Annotated in this window: 12 protein-coding genes; 3 read left to right on the forward strand and 9 right to left on the reverse strand. The window is 55.7% G+C overall.

Translation table 11 applies throughout. The features are described from left to right. Window positions 1-7 precede the first annotated feature (7 nt). On the forward strand, window positions 8-2,053 hold the full coding sequence (locus K7P01_RS25715; protein WP_267297466.1) for a fibronectin type III domain-containing protein: 2,046 nt from the start codon (window positions 8-10) through the stop codon (window positions 2,051-2,053). A 1-nt stretch (window position 2,054) separates the two neighbouring features. Beyond that, window positions 2,055-2,957 carry an IPT/TIG domain-containing protein gene (locus K7P01_RS25720; protein ID WP_267297467.1) on the forward strand — a complete coding sequence of 301 codons (903 nt, stop codon included), beginning with the start codon at window positions 2,055-2,057 and terminating at the stop codon, window positions 2,955-2,957. On the opposite strand, the gene K7P01_RS25725 is transcribed toward K7P01_RS25720, so the two are convergent. Then, window positions 2,954-4,225 (reverse strand): DUF3748 domain-containing protein, encoded by a 1,272-nt coding sequence (locus tag K7P01_RS25725; protein ID WP_267297468.1) that lies wholly within the window; start codon window positions 4,223-4,225, stop codon window positions 2,954-2,956. The two genes, K7P01_RS25720 and K7P01_RS25725, sit on opposite strands and share 4 nt — an antisense overlap. A gap of 57 nt (window positions 4,226-4,282) precedes the next feature. Next, window positions 4,283-5,578, reverse strand: a complete 1,296-nt coding sequence (locus K7P01_RS25730) for a purple acid phosphatase family protein (RefSeq protein WP_267297469.1) — start codon at window positions 5,576-5,578, stop codon at window positions 4,283-4,285. 170 nt (window positions 5,579-5,748) lie between these two features. Between K7P01_RS25730 and K7P01_RS25735 the strand changes: the two genes are divergently transcribed. Continuing rightward, window positions 5,749-8,097, forward strand: coding sequence for a mechanosensitive ion channel domain-containing protein (locus tag K7P01_RS25735; RefSeq protein ID WP_267297470.1), 2,349 nt, complete (start codon window positions 5,749-5,751; stop codon window positions 8,095-8,097). 220 nt (window positions 8,098-8,317) lie between these two features. On the opposite strand, the gene K7P01_RS25740 is transcribed toward K7P01_RS25735, so the two are convergent. The 7 genes from K7P01_RS25740 to K7P01_RS25770 form a co-directional block, all read right to left on the reverse strand. Continuing rightward, a complete protein-coding gene (locus tag K7P01_RS25740; RefSeq protein ID WP_267297471.1) occupies window positions 8,318-11,440 on the reverse strand; it encodes a LamG-like jellyroll fold domain-containing protein in 3,123 nt (1,040 codons plus the stop codon). 76 nt (window positions 11,441-11,516) lie between these two features. Beyond that, complete coding sequence (locus tag K7P01_RS25745) at window positions 11,517-12,596, reverse strand: LamG-like jellyroll fold domain-containing protein (protein ID WP_267297472.1); 1,080 nt, start codon at window positions 12,594-12,596, stop codon at window positions 11,517-11,519. 41 nt (window positions 12,597-12,637) lie between these two features. Beyond that, window positions 12,638-14,116 (reverse strand): RagB/SusD family nutrient uptake outer membrane protein, encoded by a 1,479-nt coding sequence (locus K7P01_RS25750; RefSeq protein ID WP_267297473.1) that lies wholly within the window; start codon window positions 14,114-14,116, stop codon window positions 12,638-12,640. A 12-nt stretch (window positions 14,117-14,128) separates the two neighbouring features. Continuing rightward, window positions 14,129-17,200, reverse strand: a complete 3,072-nt coding sequence (locus K7P01_RS25755) for a SusC/RagA family TonB-linked outer membrane protein (RefSeq protein WP_267297474.1) — start codon at window positions 17,198-17,200, stop codon at window positions 14,129-14,131. Window positions 17,201-17,222: 22 nt separating this feature from the next. After that, window positions 17,223-18,956, reverse strand: a complete 1,734-nt coding sequence (locus tag K7P01_RS25760) for a hypothetical protein (RefSeq protein WP_267297475.1) — start codon at window positions 18,954-18,956, stop codon at window positions 17,223-17,225. Then, window positions 18,953-20,275 carry an MFS transporter gene (locus K7P01_RS25765; RefSeq protein ID WP_267297476.1) on the reverse strand — a complete coding sequence of 441 codons (1,323 nt, stop codon included), beginning with the start codon at window positions 20,273-20,275 and terminating at the stop codon, window positions 18,953-18,955. Before K7P01_RS25765 ends, K7P01_RS25760 begins: the two co-directional genes overlap by 4 nt. Beyond that, complete coding sequence (locus tag K7P01_RS25770) at window positions 20,256-21,329, reverse strand: glycoside hydrolase family 130 protein (RefSeq protein ID WP_267297477.1); 1,074 nt, start codon at window positions 21,327-21,329, stop codon at window positions 20,256-20,258. The genes K7P01_RS25765 and K7P01_RS25770 overlap by 20 nt, the downstream gene beginning before the upstream one ends. Window positions 21,330-21,399: the final 70 nt, after the last annotated feature.

Below are 21,399 nucleotides of genomic sequence, written 5' to 3' on the forward strand. Positions count from 1 at the left end.
TACGCTCATGAAACGCATGTATTGTTTATCACTTTTATTGATGCTGGTTGTCGTTGGCGCGTCGGCCCAGGAGGCTACCCTGCCTGTGCGATACTCCTTCCGCGACGGCACCTATCTATACTTTGCCGACCGTGCGCTCGGACCCGATGCGCCGTATGAAAAGATCACCGCGGTACGCATCAGCCGCAACAGCGGCAAAGGCCCTGCGCGGCTCGTGACGGTAGGCCGCCCCACTTCGGCCAGCGCCTTCCGGCAGATATGCGGCGAATCGGCCTGGTCGCAGCTGAAGCTGATCAAAACCCTGCGCGACGACAACGCCGCCTGGGAGTATATACGTGCCCATGTCCTATTGAGCGATTATGGCACACTGTCGTTCGACATGGCCTTCCGTCAGGCGATGGGCAGCGCATACCTGGATAAGGAAGCGGCGGGTCTTGCCGCCGGGAAATCGTGGACTTACCAGGCCGAGCTGCTCGACGCGACAGGACTCGTAGTCAAAACCGTTACGGGCACGATTGCCGGTGGACAAACGCCGCTTGCTATAGGCCGCGCACACCGGCACCGTACGTTTGCCACAGACTCGGCGGTTTCAGCCCAGTGGTATATTTTGCCCGGCAAGCCTTACACCGGATTGCTGATGGCCGATGTATACCGGCAAGACGCCGGCAAGGGTCCCTATAAAAAACTGGCGTCTCCCCTGTTTGCCGTCGCGAAGGGCGACTCCATGCTATTTTACGTGCATGAATCGGTACGACCCGGTGCGCTGTACCGGTATTACATTCGGCCTACGGACGACCTGGGCAATGCCGCGCAGCCCTCCGATACCATCAGCTTGCTGGCCGTGGACTTTGCCAGCCTGCCTTTACTGCGCAACGTGCAGGCGCGTGACACGGCAAACGGCATTGCCTTGCAATGGGCTCCGATCGGCGACCTGCCCTACGTGGTCGGCGTGGAGATCCAACGATCGCGCGATGCACGGGGTGACTACGTCGTGATCGACACCGTGGAAGCGTCCCGTCATACATACTTCGACAAACAGGTGTTTCCGGATATTCCTTATTACTATCGCTTCCGCACGTTGGCGCTCAAAGGCCGCGAACGCAACGCGGGCTATACCGGCTACGCTACGGCCTCCGTGAAAAACACCAATCGAAATCCTGATCCCCCGTACGGCTTGCGTGGCACGCTGGTCAAAGGTAAGGTACACTTGCGTTGGCAGCCCGTGCCCGATACCGATGTCTACGGCTACTATGTTTACCGCAGCGTTTCGGGGAGTGACCGGCTCGAAGTCCTCTCGAACGGATTACAAACAACCGAATATACAGACACGTCGTCCATTGGAGGACGCACCCAATACGTCTATGGCGTGAAGGCCGTGAACCGGAACAGTCTCGAAAGCGACTTCTCCAACCTGGTCACGATGCGCCAAAGTGTGCTGCAGCTGCCGCAGGAACCTGCCGGGGTCAACGCGTGGTTGAACAACCGCACGGTGGTACTGGACTGGCCTTCGGCGGCCCGCGCAGATTATGCCGTTGCCGGCTATACGGTATACCGCCGCGAAGCACAGCCTGCCAACACGTTTGATAGGCGTCAGTCGGCCGCTGCACAGGCGGTTGCGCTCAAGTTTGTGTTGCTGAACCGCGCATTGCTGACCACCACACATTTTGAAGATGCCGGCGTACAGCCCGCCAAGACCTATGAGTATGCGATCGCTTCGGTCGACGCATTTGGCGCGGAAAGTACCTTCTCCCCTTTTGCACGCATTGCAACTACGGTACCGGTACGCGTCGTATCGACGTGTACCGTACGCAAAGTGACCGCGGGCGTCGAGGTCGCCTGGGAGCCATCGTTCACCACCGGTGCGGCGACGGTCACGATCTATCGAAAAAAGGCGGGCGAGGTCTCGTATCAAAAGACCGCGAGCGTGGCCCGACAGGTCACCTCCTATGTCGACAAGACCACCCGGAAAGGCACCTTATACAGCTATGTTATCAGCGCCGAAGTCGGCGTACAAACACTTGCCCGCAGTGAAGAAAAAAACATCCGCTACTAACATGCAACGTTTACACCGAGCTCCGCTCGTGGCGATCGCCACCGTCTTGCGCACACTTCCGTTTCTCGCCTTGTATGCGCTGGCGGGCTGTGCCGAAGATTATACCGGCCGCGATGGCAATGGGATCGTGATCGATAGCATCCGGCCCACCGAGGGATATCCGGGCACGGTCTTCCGGCTCTATGGCCGTGGCTTCTCCCCCATTGCCGACAGCAACCATGTGTTTATCAACGGCACAGCGGCATCAGTAGGCGATCCCGCTTCGCTGTCGACGCTGTTGGTAACCGTGCCGTATGAGGCTACAACGGGTACTGTAATGATCAAGGCCGCGGGCCTGCGCGGCAGCGGTCCGGCCTTTACCGTATTGGATATACCGCGCATCGATCTGGCGGATACCTATACGGAAGGAAAAACATTAACCATAATCGGTGACCATTTTGCTACCGACATACGTCTGCTCGAAGTATACTTCAACGGCGAAAAGATGAGCATCTACAACGCGGGCAAGACCAACGACGGCAGGCAGTACCTGGAGACACCATACCCGCCCTCTGGTGGTGACAATCCTATTTCCATTGTCGTTGTCTCGGAAGGGATCAAGAGCTTGCCATATACATACACTGTCAAGCCTCAGCTAAACGAACTGGAGTATTTTAACAATATCGACGGTAACACATATGTATCCACAACCATCTCGCTGTACGGTCAATATTTCGGTCTCGATGCGCCGGGCAACGAGATTCAGTTAGCCGACGGCTCCGGGCCGTTTACCGGCGACATGAAGATTGTCAGGTGGTCGCCGTACAGAATCGATCTTGAAGCGGTCGCGACGAATAGCGCCTTTTCCACGATTGCGGTGGTTGTTCACGGCGTTACCTCGGATACGCTATTCTTCCGTTATTAAAACGCGTGAATGCTATAGATCTGCAGGAAGCCTTCGGCATCGTAACGATTATATACGAGGCGGTCGCCGCGGTGATTCCACAGGGCACCCCCTACGGGAGCCTGAGCGTCGTGGGTGCGTGCGGTGAGGCGGCGGGGGGTGCCACCGGTGGCATCGGTTACCCAGACGCTGTTGTCGGCCAGAAACGAGACCCAACGGCCATCGGGGCTTATGTTGCATTGTCCCTGGATGGAATACGCTAACCAGGTCAGCGGAACGATGTTCCCGCCAGCGGTCGGGACGCGGTATAGTTGTACGAGGTCGGCATCGTCCTTCATAAGGAAATAGATCTCTGCGCCATCGGGGGACGTACGCAGCCGGAAGCGAGGCCCCTGTAGCCCGGGATGTTTCCGTTGGCCGGTGTATGTTACGCGGCGCTGACGCACGCCACGCGGCACCTGGGGGCGTACCTGCCCGGTGCCGGCCAGTGGCAGACCATTTTCCTGCAGGGTGACGTCGTCCGGGAGATCGGCTACAAAGACTTCCGTTACAACTGTCCCCTCTTCGCTACGCACATTACCCTGAAAAGCGATTGCGCGTGTGTGATGTTGACCGGCATCATCCAGGTATCCATCCTGTCCGATCCAGCATTCGTCAAACGCTTTCCCAATGTCGTCGCTTCCCGGACGTTGATGCTCGGTTACGGTAGCCACGACCACAGTAAAATATTCGCCGGCAAAGCTCTCACAGTCCGTCACCGGCACCGCTACGTGCTGTCCGGGCGCCATGACGCCGACGGTACGAAGGTCTTGCCCCACCAATACGTCGTTATAGGTAAAGCTGATCCAGGCGCCGTCGCCACTCCACGTATGGGCATGGGTACCGCCACGCAAGGCACCCGCGACAAAAGGTTCCTGTACAACACGCGCCTCGGCGTGACGGATCACACGGTCAGTATGGGGGTTTAACAGCGCGCCAAAGCGACGGGTCATGCTATAGGGCCTGGACGCATCGGCATTCTCCAGGCCATGAATAAAGATGATCTCGTCGCGGCGCGGATTCCAGGCCACGGCGCCCACACCGGGTCCATGCAACGTTTGCTGTGCGGTGGTATAAAGACGTACTACTTCGCCGGTGGTGACGTTTACCATTTCGATGCCTTCCGTCCGGCCGATGTGGGTATCATCGTTGCGGGTATCGTATACAACCCGCTGGTCGTCGGGAGAAAAAACCTGGGTCGCGTTTAACGTATGACCGTATTTACCGGACGTTAGCTGTTGTTCGGGCATAGGAGTATTCGGCCGCAAGCTATCAAAATTTAATAAAACGATTCAGCGCAAGGTAGCTTAGCGCCGTTCGTCGACCGGTGGTATTTTGTTTATCAATGTATTAAGTTTTCCGGCGGATTTTTGAAGGTCGAAGGCATCGTACAATGTACCGGTCGCCGTAAAGGCCTCGTACGAAAGCACATCGCCTTCGATGTGAATAACCTGGAACAACTGCGTGTTGGCGGCGCGTCGTTCCATCCAGGGGTTGTCGGAGAGGCCGTACATCTTGGGGCCACTGACCGACACGACATACATCGTACCCGACGAGCGGTCATTATAGGTCGTGCCCGTCGGTACATTGCCTACCCGGCCGCGTCCATAGGAATGATCGTGTCCCTGCAACACCAGGTCGACGTGGTGTTTGTCCAGCAGTGGCTTGAGGCGTTCGCGGAGCTTTTCATGGTCGCGGCCTTCTGCCGTCGAGAACACGGGATAGTGCAAGGTCACCACAGTCCACTTGCGCGGGTCGTTTGTCAATACCGAGTCCAACCACTCCAACTGACGCTTGTGGCGGCCCAGTGGGTGCTCGATCTGTATGGCGTCCAGCGAAATCACTTTCAGGTCGGAATAGTTGACGGCATAGCATGTCTCCTGTACCCCTCGCGGACCGTTTTGCGGCAGGTTGAACTGCGGCCGCCACTGCGGCGACAACTTGCCGTGGTTATATTCATGATTGCCCGGTGTGGCCAGGCTGGGCACCATGGCGTGCAGAAAGTTACCGGCATAAAACCATTCGCCCCATTCTGCATCGTTGTCATAATTGTGAATGAGGTCCCCGGCGTGCAACATAAAATCTACCTGGGGTGCGGTTTTGAAGGCCTCCCGAATCACGCGCGACCACATGGACTTGATCTCGTTCTGCGCGTCGCCGAAGTATAGGAACGACAACTTTTTGTGCTGCATGTCGGGGAGCCGCAGCTGGTACCATTCACTCCACGCATCCATGTTGCCCACGCGGTATACATATTGCTGCCCGGGAGTCAGCCCTTCGACCTGCCCAGAGAAATAGTGGGCGATCACTTTTAGTCCGTCGTCTTGCCTGACTTTTAGGAACTCGCGTTGGGCGGCGACGCGGTTCACTTGTTTGGTGTACTCGGGGCCATCGGTCGCCACCGTCCATTCGAGGGTGCCGGCGGTCATGGTGGTGTCGGTGCGCCAATTGACGGCGAAGGAGGTTTCAGGGGAGTCCGTGATGTTTAGTATGACGCGGTCGGGTGTACGCGTGGGCAGCTGGGGTTTGGCGGGTTGGGATAGCACCAGGGGCGAGCTTGCGACCAGGCTTAGGAATAGAAAAAATCGTAGGGTGGCGATCATGTTACAATATAGTGTTTTGGAGGTTTGTGGCAATTTCGCAAGTGCGGGGACGTTTTAGGCGCCGGCAACGGTACCGGGCGGTAGGAACTGCATGTAATATTTAGGGATAAATCGCGCCGTCATACACCGGCGATTTGCCTTACCTTTCCGACGTTTTTTATTCAACCTGCATGAAGACCGTTAAATTTTTGGGTTTGCTGATGGTGTTGTCTGTTGTCAGCGTTTCGCTGTCGGCACAGGATACATTGAAGCACAGACGCCGTAGTTTTCAGAACCTTTTTACCGACGCGGATAAGCCCACGTCGGGTGAGTATATGTTGCGCATCGGCGAGGTTCACCAGGCGCTGCATGGCCTGGAGAACGAAATTCCCCTACGACCCGACGTGCTGATGTTGGAAGGCAAACTGCGGGAGTGCGACACGGCGCTCGTGCTGGTGGAGCATAACCTGGAGAAATACAGCGCGGCGCTAAACCTGCGCAACCTGCAGATGTTCAGCGTGCTGCTGCAAAATGTGCAGCACGACCTCGCACGCTACAGTACGCGCATCCAGGCAGCGGATACGACCCTGCAAGGGTTGCGCAAAGAATTGCGAACCCTGCGCCGCGATTCGCTGCTGCGCCAGTTATACAAAGACTCTGTCAACCGCAAGCTGTTGCTGCCCCACCTGCGTGAGCTACGCACTGCCTGGCGCGCAACGGACAGCCTGCTGCAATACAACCTCAACATCGTCAACACGCTCAAGACCAGTGTATCCGAAAAGTCGATCCGGGCGGACGATCTTTTTAACCAGATCGAAGAGCGGCTCACCCGCTCGGGTATACAGGCCTTTAGCAAAGAGTATAATTTTTTGTGGGAGCCCGCGCCCACCGTCACCACCGAGTTCAAGGAAGAGCTCGACAATTCGTACCGGTCCGGCCGGAAGGCATTGGATTTTTACTTCCGGGATTCGTCGGGGCAGCGCGCCCTCATGTGGCTGCTGGGCATCGCTTTCTATCTCTGGGTGTTGGCAAACCTGCGCACGCTTAAGCGCAATAACAAACGCGAGACCCTGGCGGCCTACGGCGTAACCTATCTTACCACGCAACCCCTGGCGGCCTCACTGGCAGTGATGCTCAGCCTCGCGCCGCTGTTCGATCTGAATGCACCGGCGGCGTATGTCGAGGGCGTCCAGTTCCTGTTAATGGTCGTCGTTACCCTCGTACTACGCAAGCACTGGCCGCGTTCCTTGTTTCACTACTGGCTGGCAGCCATCGTGCTCTTCTTGCTATTCTCGTTTACAAACCTCATCCTGTCGCCCGGCACGCTGCAGCGTTGCTGGATGATCGGCCTCAACATCGCAGCCATTGCCTTCGGGGTCCTGTTCCGTTCACGGGTGCCGGAGCACATCCAGCTGCGCCGCTTTATACGCGTCGTGATCGTTCTCTTTATCGTGCTCAACGCACTGGCCATCGTTTTCAACGTCTTTGGCCGATTCTCGCTGGCGCGCATCCTGGGTACGGCCGGAATCTTTGCCCTCACACAGGTGATGGGACTCTCTGTGTTGGTGAAGACGATCATCGAATCCATTCTGCTGCAAATCCAGACGATCCGGGTGAAAGAGAATATCGAGCAGCCGTTCGAGCCGCAGGGTATCATCAGCGACTTCCGGAAACCGATGATCGTTGTTGCGCTCTTAATGTGGCTAACGGTGTTGAGCATCAACCTCAACATCTTTGATCCGCTCTTCAATGCGTTCCACGGTGTCGTGAATGAACCGCATAAAATCGGCAGCACATCGTTTACACTGAGCAGCGTCGGATTGTTCTTTGCTATCATCTGGCTGGCGCACCTCATACAACGTTACCTGGGCTACTTCTTTGGCGACACTGGCGACCACGACTTTGGCGATAGCCCCGCGAACCGGTCTAAGCTGGTGGTGACGCGATTGGTGTTGTTGGGCGCGGGCTACTTGCTGGCGATCGCTGCTTCCGGCCTTCCGATTGATAAGATCACGATTGTGCTCGGTGCTTTGGGTGTTGGTATTGGTTTAGGCTTGCAGAATATTGTTAACAACTTTGTGTCGGGCATCATTCTTATCTTTGACCGGCCATTGAAGATTGGTGACTCGATCGAGGTTGGGAGTAAGTCCGGGCGGGTGAAAGAGATTGGGTTGCGGTCGAGTACGTTGTTTACGGCGGATGGCGCCGAGGTGATCATTCCCAATGGAGATATGCTGTCGCAGCAGATCACGAACTGGACGCTCAGTAACAACCATAGACGGATCGAGTTAAAGGCAACCGTGGAGACGACGGAGAGCAAGGATGCGGTTATAGCGGAGGTAGCCGCGATTGTCAAGTCGGGTGCGTATATACTGAAGAAGCGCGAACCGGTGGTATTGGTGGAAGGAATTTCGGACAAGGAGATTAAGCTACTTATTCGATTCTGGTGTGATGACGTGTTTAAAGCGGATCTCGCGGAGAGTGAAGTAAAGTATCTGCTTTATAGTAAGTTTAAGGAGAGGGGGATTGTTGTGAAGTAGTGGCAGAAAAGCGGTTTAGGCCCCGACCGGCGTCTGGCGCAAGAGTTAGCACCGAGCGTTAGCGGAGGTGCGGCTCTTGTGCCTTAAACTGTTGCCAGTCTTCAGACTGGCGGGCAGTCCCCGATTACCATTCTGCTCGCATCACCTTCATAAAAAGCCTGTACACAAAACACGAATGTTTCGCGCACAGGCAGGATGCATCGACGAGGGCTCCGTCGCGCTATTGGTAAATTATAAATCTCTTATAGAATATTATTGTCGTTGTTTGGACGCGGAGGATGGCTATGCCTTGCGGGCTCGTGGGGATATCGATGCGTATGGCGTCTACGTCAGTGGCCCAGCGGCTGTCGATTCGGCGGCCGGTTAAATCGTATACTTGTACAGATGCTATTTCTTGTGATCGTATGCCCGAAAGGTATATGCGGTTCTGGTGTGTGGGGTTGGGGTATACGGTGAATTGATTGCCTGGGTCTTCGGAAAGGCCGGTTATGACTGCGCTATTCCAGCGGGTGGGAAGCATTGCAATTTCTTCGGGGTCCAGGGCGGCGTGGTAAAGGCGTACTTCGTCGAGCGTGCCTTGTAGAAAGTACTCACGTTCTTCTGTGGACTTCTGGCCGAATGTCAGAGCTTTGCCGGTGGTTTGGATCAGGCCGGTGTGTGCCAGGAACGTATCGAGTGTGCCGTCGGTGTAGAGCTCCAGGGAATAGCCGGTGTACAGGGCAGTGACATGATAGAACTTGTTTAGGCTGATGGGAAATGAGCTATCGAGGTCGCGGGTGCCGGCGGCTGTGCGGACGGTCCAGCGAATGCGGCGGTCGGGGGTGATGGAGAGTTTCCAGCGTTCTTCCCAGCTTCCGTGTGAGAGAATGAAGGATTCCTGCCCTACTGCGTCGATCTTTATCCAGCATGCAATCGAAATAACATCCTGTACGTTTAGGGACGCGCGGTTTGATACGGAGATGATGTCGTCACCGGAGGCAAAGTGGTAGGCGCTGGCGGCGCTGCCGCGGGCATCCGCAGTGGGTGTTGTGCCGGATGCTTCTCCGTGGTAGGCATTGCCGCTATAGTCTTGTGCGTCGTCGTCCAGCGGGTAATAGGCAAGAGGGGTTGTCGGACCATTGCGGATGACTTTGACCAACACGGGATAAGTAGCGGATTTTGTCAGGTCGTAGCGATTGGATACAGTGCACGTGAGGGTATAAATGCCTTCGGTCGGTGGCAGGCTCCACACCAACAGGGAGTCGTTGGGCTGGGCCGTGCCCGCGGGTATGTCCCAGGTGTAGTGTAATTTTTCGGTACCCGCTTGTGTTACCCGGCAAATGATGCGGGCATCCTCACCCCCTTCGTAATATCGTTTGTCTGCGACAAATGCTTCGATGACGGGTATAGTAGGTACATGTTCGTATACCTGTACGATCACGCTATCCTTTACAGTCTTCCCGTCTTGCGTAATCGATAATACGATCTTATAACTACCTTCTTCGTCGGGCGATGTCCAGGTAAAAGTTCCTGCGGAAGTACTTACCTGCTCGTCGTTTACAAACCACTGCCACGATGCACCATTTCCGATGGGATTTTCTAACGTAACGTATACCGGAACCGCCTTATTAAAGCCTACTTTATCTTCGGCAACGGCCAATGACTTAATTTGCAGTGAGGGTGTGTAGTCATAACCATAGTGATAATCCACCACGACCTCGCCGGCAAATAATTTGCCGGCGCGCGCGGCCGTTACGGTGCCGGCCGGAAGGTAGGTGAGTAACACCGCCTCATTGGCCGGTATTGATATCGTTGTATTCCCGGTTGCGTCGTGAACGACGACTGCTTCACGGATCGCGTCGTATACGTCGTAGTGACCGCTGCCGAGTGCCAGTGTTACGGCGCGGGAATTCTGGTGTGGATTAAAAAGCAGGTAGGACGAAAATGGGTGGCTATGGGTAAAGTCAGTCTTGTTCAAGTCGAGTGCCAGGATGCCTTCGACGTCCGTGAGGGCCACCACCGATGCCAGATAGCCTACGTGTGAAGAACCGTAGAGCCCCAGGTTGGTCTGTGCCCAGCCATTGCGTTTGGCATCGCCGGTGCCGTACAGGGCAGTGCCCTGCCAGTTCTCTTTAAGCGCCTCGTAGGCAATGACCGACTGTGGGTCATGGGTATTGCTCCAGGTATAATCGTCTTGTTGATTGGCGGGAAGGTAGGCGGGATACAGCAGCCGGCTGGCGTTGGCCAGGTTCAGAACCCATTTGCCAATGGCCCGGGCGTAGCGTTTATCGTAACGCGTGAGCGGCACCAGGGCTGCAGCCTGCTGATAGCCGTTCATGAGAAAGGCATAGTCGTTGCCCTGGTCGTTGGCTTCGCCGATCAGGCCCGAGACGTCCTGTCCATTCCATTTGCCCACGATCGTGCCCCACCCCCGCAGCGGGCCGCGGTCAAAACACCAGGTCAACATTTTGCCGAGATCGTATGAAGCGCCCTCGCTGGCGTTGATCTCCGCGGCCGCCTGTACGCCATACGGCAGTTGCAGCTCGTAGGAAGGATTTGACGAAAGGTTTGCCAGAAAGTCCAGTGCCTGGCGGGCGCCGTGTAGATATCGCTTGTCCTGCGTGGTTTGATACGCATGGTATAAAAGCCAGGCGATGGCACCTGCGGCTTCCGGTTCTTTTACACCCTCGGTGTTACCACGGCCTTCCGCCAGGTACCAGCCGCGGTAGTTCATGTGTGGTACCGTCCACGGCGCAGCCTTGCCGCCCATCTGTTGTACGGCCTCCAGCCAGCGGTCGGCGATGCGGGTATACTGCTCGGCAAAGCCGGGTGTGTTGGGATATAGCGTATAGAGCTGGTAAAAGAATACGTTGGGCATCAGGTCGTACCACCAGTCGTTGCCGCTCAGGCCGGAGTAACTATTGAGGTATACATCCTGGCCATTCCGCGTATTGTAAAAATCTTTGATCTTTTCTACCCAGTTGATGCCATCCTGGTGCGCCTTGTCGATACCGACGAGTGATGCGCCGACCACGGCGGGCAGGATGTTGATGGCTTCCGCCTGTCCATTGTTGTTCGTACCAACATAAGTATCCAGCAAGATCGGTTGGAGCGCGGGATAGTTCACACCGGCGGGCGCAAAGCCAACCAGGGGCAAATGTGTACCGGTTTTGGTTTGTGAGAATACGAAGGCGTCATACTGACGGGCAACATCTTTCCAGTCGCGCATGACATAGGGCGCAGGCAGGTTGGGCATTTGCTCTACCCGGGATACAGCTAGCTGTCCCGTTTGGCCGGCTGCGCCGCGGGCCAGTAACGCGAAAGCGAAAAGAAAAAAGAGACTGCGGATCAGGACAGTATGCATACGCGGTATCGGTCTATAGATTCAAAAAAAGGCGTGCAGCCTTCCGGCTGCACGCTGCACACCAAACTTACCTTACCTATGGTTTCTCGCGATTGTAAATGCTTTCGATCTGCGGACCTGACAGTGCGGTTTTGTAGATGCGCACCTCATCGAGGTAGCCACGGAAATAACCACCCCACTCCACCGGAATGATGTGATCTTCGTCATAGTTTTCGTCCGTCGCGGCATACTTGTCGGTCGGGAAGTCTTGTCCGATGACCAGGTTGTACGGTTCACCGGCAATTGATTTGGCATCACCGGGCGTGTTGTTCCATTCTTTGATCTTTACACCGTCTACGTAAAAGATCATGTTACCGTCGCCGAAGGTGGCGGCCACGTGGTGCCACTCGTTAATCGGCAGGTTTTGCTCGGAGTCACGATCGTATATATCGGTGGCGGTTGACACGGTCATGAACGGACGGTTAGCCTCTTGCAATTGGAATTTATACCCGAGCCATGAGTGAAGGCCCAGAAAGCGGTTGCCTGCGTTGATCTCGTCGGCGTTAAGCCACAAGGCAATGGTCAATTTCTTGGGATTCAAGGCTGTGTTATAGGGTACCTCGATGTTAGCCCCCTCGTTGAAATGGACGGCTTTTTTTGCATTACCATACCGGTCTTCCGCCCACTCCGGGAAACCTGCGCCTTTCGTGACGGGCCCCGTCTTAAAGGTGCCGTTAAAGTTGTGGCCGCTTTCATCGCCTGCGGTTGTACCGGTGCCCTCGTCAAACGACCAGTGCCCTACCAGGTCCTCGGCGGCTACCGGCAGAATCACTTTGCCGCGATACGTGTCCATTGCCTGGTGCAACGACACAGTAGCGTTGGCCACTTGTGTGGCTGTAGACGCCGTGTTATCATATACGCCTTGCGCGGCGTCAATCGCATCTTGCAGCGCATCTTTTGAGCCATTGGTATATTGGCCGTCTTGTACACCTTCTTCGGTGCTGCTCAGGAGGTCTTCGGCGATGTTAATGGAGTCGGCCAGAATAGCCTTCTTTGCCATTACATCCGCATTGTTTCCGTCGCCGCTGTCATCGTCCGAGCACGAGCTGACGGCAAATCCTGCAACGACCGCTGCAGCGATAAGAAACGCAAAGGGTTTTCTTAATAGTGTCCTCATAGTTGTTCTGTAATTTATTTTGTATTAGGAATATATTTTAGTCATAAGGCCGTATTGGTGTCCCGTTCCGACTGGGGGATCGGGAAGTACCGGTGTGTCGCGTAGGAGAAGCCGGTGCCGTCCAGCGCGGCTTCCGCGACAAACCTGCCGTAGCGCATGAGGTCGAAGTAGCGGTGGAATTCAAAGCCCAGCTCTACCCGGCGCTCGTGCTGAATGGCTTCGCGCACGGCCTGCTGGCCGGTGGCCGTTACGTCAGGCAACAGCCCGTCGGGAATGGCGCCATAGCCAGGCAGGCCCACATCATACAGGTAGCTTTCGCGTGCGCGCTTGCGCACGGCGTTCAGCGGATCCAAGGCCTCGGTCGGACGCGAAAGCTCGTTAAGCGCTTCGGCCTTCATCAGAAGAATGTCTGCATAGCGCAGGTATACATAGTTCAGCCCGGCATCCCCCACGAGGTTCTGCGCAATGGACTGGCGGTGTTTGCGCACCAGGTACCCGGTGGCGGACCATTCCGGGTCAAAGGTTTCACCCAATACCCACGGATGCCCCTCCCGCCCCACCGTATAGTCCAGCCGTGGATCGGCCACATCGGCTTCGGTGCGCTCAAACGCGTTGACAAATCCCGGCATGGGAACATTAAAGCCGTAACCATTACCGGGCAACTCGGCAAACCATTGGTTGAGGTGGCTGCCCAGCTTGGGCGTTTGCAGGCTGAGGTGTTGCAGCTCGAACAGCGACTCGCTGTTGTTTTGCGTGGAATCGAGAAAATTGTTCTTATAGACCGGCTGCAGGCTGTACAGTCCCAATGCATCTACCTGATCAATAGCATCCAGTGTTGCCTGCCATTCCCCGCGGTACAGGTGTACTTTCGCCAGCATGCCATAGGCGGCACCCTTTGTGGCACGGCCTACATTGGCACCGATATACTTATCGTCCAGTACCGGCACGGCCTCTTCCAGGTCTTTGACGATCTGCGTATATACCACATCGACGGAAGACAACGGTTTGTTGATCTCGTCGCTGTTGATCGGCGGCATGAGCTTGAGGGGAATCTCACCAAAGACATTGACCAGGTTGAAATAGAAATAAGCGCGTAGGAATTTTGCCTCCCCCAGTACACGGTTTCGCAGGTCAACGTCCATGTCGATGTTGTTGCCGTAGTATAACAGGTAGTTCGCCCGGGAGATGCCTTCGTAATAATGTTTCCAAAACTTCTCGAGGTAGCTGTTGTTGCGCTGGTAGGTGAAGTCGTCGACGTATTGAATGTCAGTCTGGTCGCCTGCCTGTCCGCCTTTGGCGGCATCGTCGGAGGCAACGTCACCAAACACCCAAAGGTCGTTGTTGGTGGAGACAAATGAGGCGACGTTGTAGATGGCGTTCACGGCCAGCAACGCGTGCGCTTCTGTTTTGTAGAAGGTTGCATTGGAGTATGTGCCCTGCAGCTGTTCGTCCAGAAAATCAGAGCAGGCAGTCGGCAGCAGCGCTGCCACGGTGAGGAAAATGATATATACTCGTTTCATAGGATACAGCGGTTAGAATGAAAGTTTGACACCGAGGTTATAGGAACGTGCCGAGGGATAGGTGCCCCAGTCCATACCGGCCGAGCTGTCGCCCTGGCCTTTGGCGTTGTCGCTCGTGGTCATTTCAGGATCGAGCCCCTGGTAGCCGGTAAAGGTGAGCAGGTTCGTACCCGAGACATAGATGCGCACGGACGATAAGCCAATCTTGCCCGCCACGGCGGCCGGCACCGTATAGCCCAGCTGCAGATTCTTCAACCGTGTATACGAGCCGTCTTCCAGGAATCGGTCGGAGAAAACCGACGCGTTGTTTCCGGACGCATCCCACGACGCCCGCGGGTATTCATTCGTAGAGCCGGGCCCCGTCCAGCGATGATCGACGTACCGCTGTGTCACATTGAAGGCGCGATAGAACCCTTCGATATCGCGATTCAATACCGAATAGATCTTTTGGCCGTAGGCGCCCTGGAAGAACAGCGAGAAATCCCATTGTTTGTAGTTAAGCGCTACGTTGAGGCCCGCTGTTACTTGGGGGATCGCGCTGCCGGCATGACGACGATCATCCGGATCAATGGTATTGCTGCCATCCTGGTCCTTATACATGACGTCGCCTGGCTGGATGGTTGCTCCCTGGTAGGCGTGAGTAAAGATCTGGGTCTTGTCCTGGAAGATGCCTTCCGTTTGGTAGAGATAGAAAGACCCCACGGAGTGCCCCACTTCGTTGTAGATCAAATAGTCAGACCCGATCTGTCCGCGGCGGATGGGCGGATCCATGGCCAGGATCTCATTGTATAACGTGGCCGCATTGGCCGAGATACTATAGTGCAGGCCGCCCACAGAATTACGATAGCTCACCGCCAATTCGAAGCCGCGATTCAAAATCTTACCATTGTTGACGACCGGCGCCGACGCCGTGCCGGCAGAAGAGGCAATGGGCTGTGACACCAGCAGGTCAGATGTGATTTTGCGGAAGTAGTCCAGCGACACCGCCAGTTCACCTTCCCAGATCTCTACATCTACCCCGGCGTTGAGCTGCTCGCTCGCCTCCCACTTCACGCCACTGTTGCCCAGTACGGATGTGGCATAGCCATTTTGGTATACATTGCCAAAGGGATAATTATAGCCCGACGTAATCATGTCGGTAAAGGGATAGTCGTTGATCTCCTGGTTGCCTACTTTGCCATAGCTCACGCGCCACAGCAAGCGATCGATCAGGTCGCTGTTTTCCAGAAAAGACTCTTTGTCCATACGCCAGCCAAGCGAGCCTGCATAGAAATTGCCCCAGCGGTTATCGGGACCGAAGCGCGAGGAGCCGTCACGACGGAGCGTCACACTCGCGAGGTACTTGTCTGCATAGTCATAGTTTACCTTGCCAAAAAATGATTGCAGCGCGCTGCCGGTTTGCCCTTCACTGTTCACCCGTTGGCCGAGACCGTTGCCCAGGTATACCAGGTTAGAATTCTGGTCGGGAAAGTCTTTCTCGCTGGCATTGAGGTAATAGTTATCGCGCTTGATCGACTCGGCGCCCAACAGAATGCTGAGGTTATGTATACCGAGGGTGCGTGAATACGTCAGGAAGTTGCTATAGGTCATCGTCTGATTGCGCTGATCGGATACCGACAGCTGGTTGATCCCGTTGATGCGGTCGCCGGTGCCCCACGTACGGTCGAAGCGCCGTTGGTTCTGCTTGCTATAGTCGACGCCGACGTTCGAGGTAAACTTCAGATCTTTCAGCAGGTCGATCTCTACAAAGAACTTTCCGAAGAGGCGATTGATGAGGCGCTCGTTATTGTTATAGGCCACCATGCCCACGGGGTTGTAGCCGTCGCCAAAGAACTGAAAGTCGTCAGGCTTGTCGACAAAGTCGCCGTTTGCATCATAGATCGAAATGGCCGGTGTGCGGAAGAAGGCATAGCGGATGACGCTACCACCATTACCGCCGGCACCATCGCCCGAGCTGCCAATGATATCAGTCTTCTCTTTAGACAGATTTATGTTCACCCCTGTACGCAGCCAGGACTTCACCTCGGTATTCAGGTTGATGCGGCCGGAAATGCGGTCATAGTCGCTTCCTTTAATGATGCCCTCCTGGCCGAAGTAGTTGCCGGATAGGAAGTAGCTTGTCTTTCCATCTTTGCCCGAAGCGGAAATGCTGTGCGACTGGATTACGCCTTTGCGCATGATGGCATCGACCTGGTCTACATCCGGCAAGGTCGCGACCATTTCCTCCGGTATCAGCTTCCGGAAGAAGAGCGGGTTTGTTTTGGTGGCGTTGTCGTTGGTAGCCGCCTCGTTGTACAGGGTGACGTAATCACGTGTGTTGGCCATGTCGATCAGGCGGCTGGGCTCCTGGAAGCCCACCTGGCTACTGACCTGGATGCGGGCATCTTTAGACGTTCCGGCTTTGGTGGTAATGATCACCACCCCGTTGGTGGCACGCGACCCATATACGGACGCAGCGCCGGCATCTTTCAGTACCGAGATGTTTTCGACATCTTGAGACGACAACGCACTGATGTCCATTGTCGGTACACCGTCTACGATATACAGCGGCGAATTGCTGCTATTGATCGAGCCGGTACCCCGAATGCGTACAGACACGCCTTCGCCGGGCGCGCCGGTATTCTGCGAAACCACAACGCCGGGCGCACGTCCCTGCAAGGCTTGGTCTATCCCGGGTACCGGCAGCCTGCCGATCAGATCGCCGGCAACTGTATTTACGGCGCCGGTGATCTTCTGGCGTTCTTCGACCATATAGCCCGTCACGACCACTTCCGAAAGCGTCCTCGTGTCGTCGGCCAGGACCACCTCGAATTGTGTGCGGCTGCCGATAACCACTTCGTTGGTGGCATATCCCACGAGTGAGAACACCAGTGTAGAATCTTGCAGCCCTGCCGGTAACGCTATTACAAACGCGCCCGTGGCGTCGGTAAAGGTGCCGGTGCTGGTACCGCGTATATAGACACTGACACCGGCCAGTGACTCATTTTGTTCGCTCCGCACTGTTCCGCGAAGGGTCGTCTGCGCGTAGCTACAGACTATACCCGTAAACGTTGCCAGAAAAAGTAACCAATATTTATTCCGCATAAAAGTAAAGAGTAAGCATGGGTTAAGGTTGTTGAAGATCGGGGGCCGCGTACGCGACAGGCTGTTTGCCCACCGAGTATACACTTCCCTCCTGCTGTACTTTGCTACCCGCTGGCAGGACCACAATGAGCCGGGCGGCTTTCGGTGGTATAGCAAAGGTTTGGTCTGCCTGTATATTGGCCGCCAGCACCTGTTGTGTCAGCGCGTCATACAGGTCTACCGCTTCGCGTTTGTCGTAATAAAACACGACGTCTTTTGCCGAGTCGTACGGATTGTAGTACAGGTATGTGGGATAGCCCTCTTGTTGGTAAAAATCCGTAGCGTTGCAATCCAATTGTAAAATACCATCCACGTTCGTTTTGCGGATGATGGCGCCGTAGATGCCCACCTGCGCGGAGCTATACAGGCTCAGCATCGATACCTCAGGCTGTCCTTTTATCCACTTGGGACCGTCGCCGAGTGCTACGGGCTGTACACCTTTGAGGCGCTCGTTGCCATAGTCGTCGGCTTTGCGAATGCCTTCGTAGGCAATGACATTTTTTGATATATCTTTTTGGCCGGGCAGCCACTGGTGGGCGTCGTCGATCTCGTACGGATAGCACAGGCGCGCGGCGTTGGCGGTGTTGAGCATCCATTTGCCGATGGCGGTGGCATAGCGGCTGTCATACTTTGTCAGCGGCACCAACGGCCAGGCCATGGCAAAGGAGTTCATCAGGAACGCATAACCGCCGCCATCGATGATATTTCCTTGCAATCCGTGCACATCATAGTTCCCCCAACGTTCGGCCACGACACCCCAGCCTTTTCGACCGTTGTCGGCTGTACAACCGTCGAAAGTCCAGTCGAGTATTTTGCCGACGTCATACTGCGTGCCGTGCTCGGCATTGAGCCTGGCCGCAACGTAGGCCCCAAACGGCATAAAAATTTCGTAGAAGCGGCTCTCGGGCAGCTTCACCAGCGCGTCCATGGCCGACTTCGCGCCTGCCAGGTAGCGCGGGTCTCCGAACTTTTGATAGGCACAGTATAGTACATAGGCATGGCCCGCGGCAGCGTCCTGCTGGTACGGTATATGATTGCGCATGCCCGTCATCTTTGCATAGTCGAAGTACGAGTAGTCATAGTTGCCATGCAGGACAGAGTCGGCCTTGTAAAATTGTTCGGCAATGATGTGTTGCAGGCTGTCCGCGCGGGGTACGTTGGGAAACTGGTCACACACGGCATAGTACAGCACGTTGGGAAATACATCGTACCACCAATCGCGGCCGTATCCCCCACCCAGCATGGCCACGGCGGGGTTGGTATTGTTCATCATGATGTTCCAGCCGTTGTCGTTGTTAAAGTAGGCCTGCAACATTCGCACATAGTTCGTACCGTCTTGCTTTGTCTTATCGATCCCCACCAGGCCGGCGCCGAGAATGGCGCCCATAGTGTTGAGGGCCTCGTGAAACTCGGCGTTACCACGGGGGCCCTGGCGTACGTCGCCGATCACGGTAAACATGCCAAAGGCCGTCTGATGCAGGTTGTGGCGCGCGCTGTCGATCCAGATAAAGGGCAGATGCGGGCCTTGCAGCGTACGGTTAAAAACGTACTGGTCGAAGTTATGAGCCTTCTCGTACCAGTTCAGCATTTTATAGGGCTCCGGGCGGTCGGGCATGGCGGCAATGCGCGCCACGGACTGTTGCGGAACAGGTGTATGCCTGGGGCCGCACGCAGCCAGAAGCAGGGTAATAGCAAAAAGCAGGGTATAACGGATCATTTGTCTAAACGATTACATTCACGAATTATATGGCGCGCCACCGGTATGGAGGCCAGCTGCATGACGGCGATGACGATGAGCGAGTATTTCAGTGCAAATTCTTCGGAGACGTACGCCGCCAGCACGATGAACAGCCCCAGGCCGAAGAGACGCCCCAGGAAAAGACCGAACTCATGATTAAAAATGTAGGCAAACTCGTTGCGCCCTTCGATCTTCGACACGACGTCGATGACGCGCATCTGGATGGGGAAATAGGCGATGTCGTGCAACGGCTGAAACAATACCTTGCACAGCACAAAGACGATCACACCCAGGGCGGAGAAGAGCAGGCCGTTGGTCAGTGTACCCACGAAAAATATGGCCAGCCCGATGGTCAGTATCAGGATGCGATGTTTTGGACTGGTAAAGCGACCGAGGAAATACAGCATAAACGCTGTCACCACACCGCTGACAGCCTGCACAGTGCCGAGCGAGCCTTCGTTGCCGACGAGCCGCATGACCAGGATAGCGGGTGCTGTGACCAGGTACCCTTGTACCAGGCCCTTCAGGCTCGCGAGGCCCAGCATCTTCTTCCAAAGCAGGTGAAAGCGAAAGTATAAAAAGCGCGGCTGCGTCGGGGTGCGAAATTTCTCCCGCTGAATGACGGCGCTGGAAAGGATCGTGAGCATAAATACCACGATCGTTACAACCTGGTAGGCGCGGGTCATGTCACCATGGAACCAGGCTGCACTTTCGGCGTGAGCAATGTATGCGCCGACAGCAAGGGGTACCAGGATGAAAGTGAGCGTGTAAAAGAACGTCTCCAGTCCATAGTAATAATTACGGTTGCCATCATTCGTCGTGGCGAGCGCGAGGTAGTCGCGGTTGGCCCAGAAGAAACCGAAGGAGCAGCCCATCAGGATTCCGGCCACGCCTACGCCGGCGGGCGACAGGTTTTCCAGCGTCATCATGACAAGCATCGACAATCCGCTTAGCAACATGCCGAAGCTGTACAGGTAGGCGATCTTTACGCGGCTCAACAGAAAGCCGTTGACGAGAAAGGTGAGCGGGATGCCGGCGTATACCGTGAGCTGGTACAACGCCACGATAGTGGGGTCGTTGGAGCTCCGCATGATATAGGCGCCGACAAAGATCTCGATGACCGGCAGCACAAAGGCATAGATCATGTTGGTCACCAGCAGCACGCGCATGTCACGGGGCATGCTGAGGAAGAACCGATATTCGTTGCCGGGGTGCCGGATCAGCTCTATCAGGCTTACGCGGCGTTGTACCGGCGCCGCGACGCCGGGCAGCGCTATCTCAGAGGATATTTTTTCCATGATAAGTCGTTTGTTTTAGCGTGTCCAGAATCTCGCTTATCGACAGCGTGGCACCGCAGATCACTTCATCGCTGGCGCCATAGTATAAATAGAGGGTATCGCCTTCCACGTGGTGGCCATTGGTAAATACCACATTGCCAAAGAAGCCTGTGCGCTCATAGGGGGCCGTCGGCTCCACCAGCGGCTGTTCACTTCGGGCCAGCACGCGCGAGGGATCTTCCAGGTCCAGCAGCAGTGCCCCCAGGCAATAGCGATGCTCGCTGTTGGCACCATGGTATATTTCCAGCCAACCATCTTCGGTTTTGATCGGCGCGGCGCCCGCGCCTACCCGCGCACTATCCCACAGGCTCGGACGAGTTGTGGCAATACACCGGTGGTTGCCCCAGTGAATGAGATCGGGCGACTCTGCCAGCCAGATATAATTGCCGCCAAGTTGCGGACTGCTGGGGCGGTGCAGGGCGTAATACTTGTCGCCGATCTTGTCTTCGAAAATGGCGCAGTCTTTATTGTGCGGCGGGAAGATCATACCCCGCCGGTCGAAGTGTTTCCAGTCCTGTGTCTGCATCAGACCAACCCCTACGCCCACCGAAGAGACTTCGGTATAGGTAAGATGATAGGTCTGGCCGATGCGCGTTACACGACAGTCTTCAATGCCATACGCTTCCAGGGGGCCTTCGCCGAAGATCGGCGCATAGCCTTCGGGCTCGTAGAACCGCACGCCGTCGTCGCTGCACATCAGGCGCAGATGTGACAGTGTAGTGAGATAGTCCTTGCCCTGGTAGTGAATGACACGGGGGTCTGAAAAATCCAGCGCCGGGTCAGCCTTGTCGAACGTGCGGATTTCGATACGCCCTTCTGCATTGTACACCGGGAAGCTCACTTTGCCCAATTCTTGTACAGGCATTTCCGCCACCCGCAACAACAGCCATAATTTGCCTTCGTACGTAAATACGCCGGGATTAAGCAGGCATTCTATCTTCATTCCCGCCATGCTGGGTTTCAGGTCCTGGGGGCGGAGCAACGGATTTTGTGAAAGTCTCTTCGCGATGTCCATCTTCTGCACGTGTTATGGTTGGTCGCTCCCGATCCGCGGATGCAGGAAACGTTTGCAAATGTTCCCAGAA

Source organism: Parachryseolinea silvisoli (assembly GCF_021190955.1).
Classification (GTDB): domain Bacteria; phylum Bacteroidota; class Bacteroidia; order Cytophagales; family Cyclobacteriaceae; genus Ohtaekwangia; species Ohtaekwangia silvisoli.